At 64.2% G+C, this 4,129-nt stretch carries 5 protein-coding genes; 4 read left to right on the top strand and 1 reads right to left on the bottom strand.

The window, feature by feature from the left end; all coding sequences use genetic code 11:
• Positions 1–338: hypothetical protein (locus AC1VAN_RS13765; RefSeq protein ID WP_480985996.1), on the bottom strand; the 338-nt coding region annotated here is incomplete at its 3' end.
• A 246-nt stretch (positions 339–584) separates the two neighbouring features.
• Between AC1VAN_RS13765 and AC1VAN_RS13760 the strand changes: the two genes are divergently transcribed.
• From AC1VAN_RS13760 to AC1VAN_RS13745, 4 genes are all read left to right on the top strand, one after another.
• Entirely contained in the window at positions 585–1,511 is a 927-nt protein-coding gene (locus tag AC1VAN_RS13760; RefSeq protein WP_442251593.1) for an XVIPCD domain-containing protein, read from the top strand.
• Positions 1,511–2,137, top strand: a complete 627-nt coding sequence (locus tag AC1VAN_RS13755; protein ID WP_480985995.1) for a hypothetical protein — start codon at positions 1,511–1,513, stop codon at positions 2,135–2,137. Before AC1VAN_RS13760 ends, AC1VAN_RS13755 begins: the two co-directional genes overlap by 1 nt.
• A gap of 3 nt (positions 2,138–2,140) precedes the next feature.
• The gene (locus tag AC1VAN_RS13750) at positions 2,141–3,154 is read left to right on the top strand and encodes an XVIPCD domain-containing protein (protein ID WP_442251595.1); all 1,014 of its coding nucleotides are present in this window, start codon (positions 2,141–2,143) and stop codon (positions 3,152–3,154) included.
• Between the two features lie 179 nt (positions 3,155–3,333).
• On the top strand, positions 3,334–4,129 hold a 796-nt coding region (locus AC1VAN_RS13745; RefSeq protein WP_480985994.1), incomplete at its 3' end, for a YncE family protein.

The raw sequence follows: 4,129 nt of genomic DNA, 5'->3' as shown, positions 1-4,129 counted from the left end.
GCCAGTACCAGCCCCTGCGCGACTGAGCATAGGAAGGCGAAGTCACTGTCCTGATTATTCAACGTCTGCTTGAAGCCGAGGACGGACTTCAGGACCCAGTCGCGGCCCAGATCCAGGGTAAAGACGCGTTCCCGGCCATTCTGTGTCTCAACCACCTCGTCGCATCCAAAAAGCCCCAGTCCGTCAACTCTCTGGCCATTGAGATAGAAGAGATACTGGTACTCGGTGTGGCTCGGATCTTCGGGGGGGCTCGCTGGCAGGATGCGTGGTGCCGTGATGGTCACGCCGGTATGGCGATCGACTGCGGAGCCTGGCTGACGCTCAAATTCCAGCGGCATGATTGATCCTTCAATGGAGTCCGGTTGCAGGCGATGGGATCCAAGGATTCCACCGCGTCCTTTTGCGGACTATACGGACCTCATCCTGGCTGCTCTATAGGCTCCGGTCCTAAAGGCCTCCGTACTGCTCCCTGGTTCACACATTCAGCAAGCCGATTCCGCCACCCGAGTCGCGTCCACCTGCCCGTGAACCCACCTATGCGATCATCCGGCCAGGACCGCAGTACCCAACAAGGCTGAGCAGGCATGGAGCAAGCAACACGCTACACGGTAACCCTCTTTCTGGCCGCGCCCGGCACCCCGCTGAACAGCGGCGGCAGCTCACCGCGCGGGCACATGTATTTCCAGGCCGCGACAGGCGAAGAAGCACACAGCTACGGCTTCGCACCGCCGCGCCTGCCACCCGATGAGGCCGCTGCCGGTGTGCAGTACGCCGAGGTCGTACACGACGACGCCGACGAGCACCGCGACCCGTATTACAGCCGCACCCTGGAAATCAGCGAGGAGCACTACGGCTGCCTGCGCGATTTCGCCGAGGAGCCGGCCGAGTTCGGCTTCGATGTCGATCGCCCGGCCACCATCAACCGCTGCAGCGATTTCGTCTGGGCCGCGCTGCACTATGCTGGCCTGCATTCGCAGCCGGCACCGCTGGACGGCGGCAGCAACCTGGGCGAGTTTGCGGTGCTGTTCAACCTGCCGGAAATCCAGTGCATTGCGGCGCCGTTCCCGGCCAGCGAGCTGAATGGCGAACAGCACCACCCGATGCCCGAACGCGAGGCCGAGCTGCACCGCGAAGGCGGTCGCCCGAGCGACGAGCCGCCGCCCAGCCCGATGGAAGTGGCCGGCACGCTGCTGGACCCCTCGCACCCGGACCACCGGCTGTTCGCGCAGCTGATCCAGAAGGTGGCCGAGCTGGACGCTGCACACGGGCGCACCTTCGACGACACCAGCCAGCGCATCAGCGCCAGCCTGCTGGTGCTGGCCAAGCAGAACAACCTGTCCCGCGTGGACCACGTGCTGCTCAGCCGGCCTACCAAGAGCAGCCACGAGGCCGAGAGCATCTTCATCGTGCAGGGTGATCGCGATGACCCGGGGCACCGCCGCGCGAGCATCGCTACGGAGGTGGCGGCACAGACCGATGTGGCGGATTCGCTACGGCTGAAGGAGCAGTGATGCGGGCGGTGCGTGCAGTTGTTGCGTCGGTGGTACTCGCCTTGCTGGTGGGCTGCGGCAGTACTTCGTCACCTGAAGCCCCGAAGCTGTTGACCCGAGCCGAGGCCGACGCACGTACCGTGGTGCCATTCACGCGAGGCGTGAGGTTGGACAAGGCGGGGCGCATCGTGGATGTCACCTTTGAGGCGCCGGCGGTGGTCRACCCGCAGATGTCCTGGCTGAAGCTCGGGTTGAGAATGCAGGGGGCTGAGCAGAAGGCTGTATCGGAAGCTGCTGAACGCCTCAGGCGCGCGGAGTTTCAGACGCGTATTCACTTGGAGCGCGTGGACATGGCAAAGCCGTCGCCCATACCGCTTTCAAGGTCGTCCGATGATGGCCGCGGCTGGCAAAGGCTTCCTCAGGATGGCCGCGTCGAACGTTTGTTTCAAGACAGCGTGGACGCCTATCCCTTGGTGCAGGCCGGGCTCCAGTCGGAGGATATGTTCTATGAGGTTCTGCAGATCGCCGATGCAGGTTTGATTGATCCGGGTCGGTATCGCGTTACCGTTGATATTGTCGAAGATCGCCCTGAGTTCGAGGGGATGCAGGTCGAGTTCATCGCCGCGTATTACTCGCTAGGAAAGTAAATCATGCAGGATGCAGCAGAGCGTTACACCGTCACCATACATCTTGCGGCGCCGGGCACGCCCCGCCGCGGCATGCGGGGCGGTGAGTGGATTGATCTGGAAGACTCCGATGTCGGCCATATGTATCTGTCCCTCAACCGGGTCGGCGAGAAGGCAGACCCGCTGAGTTTTGGCTTTACCCGCAAGATCGAGCCGGATGGCAGCAGTCACGGCTTGGTGGACGCCAATGATGTGAGGGTCTACCAGGACCCCCGCTACCAGCGAACGATCGAGATCAGCAACGAGCAGTACAACAAGATCATCGAGTTCGCGAAAGATCCCGCGAAGCACGGCTTCGATGCAAAGAACTACAACCTTGCCTCCAACTCTTGCGTGGACTTCGCATGGGGCGCCTTGAACCACGCCGGTATTCACGGCAACACCATTTTCGGTGAGTTCAAGACGTACGAAGGTACGTTGAAGGTGCTGGACAACATCGGACCGGTGCAGAGCATCCGGCCACAAGTGAAAGGCAGCGAGCTGGATCGGGAAGAATGGAAGCCGATGCCCGTGCAGACCAATGCGATACAGCGGTGGTCCACGGACGCCAGTGACCCAGCCCGCGCGGATGCACTGGCCTGGACCGGTACGCCGGGCGACCCCAACCACGCCGACAATCCCCGACTGAATCAGATCCACCAGCGCGTGGTTGCCATGAATGCCTTCGGCGCCCAGAACGGCAACGTCAGCGCCAGCCTTCTGGCGCTCTCCAAGGAGCAGCAGTTCACGCGCGTAGACGATGTGCTGCTCGGCGAGCGCCGTGGCGATGCCGCCCCCAACCTCTTCATCGTGCAGGGCGATCGCAGCGACCCGGCGCATCAGCGCGCCAGTCTGCCGGCAGACGTCGCCGCGCAGACGCCGGTGGCAGCCTCGTTCGAGCGCATCGAGCAATTGGCGCAGGCACAGCCGCAGCGGGATGCCCAGCGTCAACAGGAAGAGCAGCAGATGGCCCAGACCCACGCCCCGCGCATGGCGTAGGCGCCCAACACCGAACAGCGCGTCCGCCCTGCATCCGCAGGCGGACGCCACGGCCCCCACCTGCTACCATTCCCGCGCTACCCAGCCAGCCCACCCCGCGCAGACAGATGCAGGGCCGGGCCGTCGAAGAACGGCCCCGCGAGCCAGGACACCCTCCGTGCCCATTGAAGGACGCTCGCATGATCCGCAATTCCCTTTTCCGTTCGGCCGCACTGGCCGTCGCCGTGTCGCTGAGCCTCGGTGCTCCGACTGCCTTCGCCGCTGAAGCCGCCGCTGCCACCAGCCCCGCCACCGCCGTGCAGCGCCAGGGCATCGCCCAGGGCCTGTACGAGCTGGCTTACAGCCCCAAGCAGAACGCCGTGTTCGTTGCCTCGTCCGGTGGCTTCGGTGACAACGCCGGCCCGGCCCAGGTGCTGCGCCTGAACCCGACCACGTTGGCCGTGGAAACCCGCATCCCGCTGGAGCGCAAGGCGTTCGGCGTGGTGCTGGATGACGCCCACGACCGCTTGTACGTGGGTAACACCGTGGACCTGTCGGTGACCGTGGTCGACACCGCGCAGAACAAGGCCATCGGCACCGTGCAGCTGATGGAGAAGAAGACCGGCAAGGACGGCAAGGCCGCCTACACCCACGACCTGCGCGAGCTGGTGGTCGACAGCGCCGCCAACCGCCTGTACGTGACCGGCCACAGCAGCCAGCCGGATGTGAGCAGCGTGCTGTTCGTGATCGATACCAACACCCTGAAGGTGATCAACACCATTCCGGGCCTGGGTAATGCCAAGGCGCCGGGCCTGGCGCTGGATGCCGCCAACAAGCGCGTGTACACCAGCAATCTGCTGGCCGATCTGGTGGTGGTCGGCACCGACTCCAACAAGGTGGAAGCCCAGCACAAGATCGCCGCCGAGCAGCCGATGAACATCGCGCTGGACCCGGCCGGCAAGCGCCTGTTCGTGACCGACCAGGGCTCGGAAATGC

The sequence above is a fragment of the Stenotrophomonas sp. 05L44_2 genome, assembly GCF_056665995.1.
This window is presented reverse-complemented; position numbering and strand designations above follow the sequence as displayed.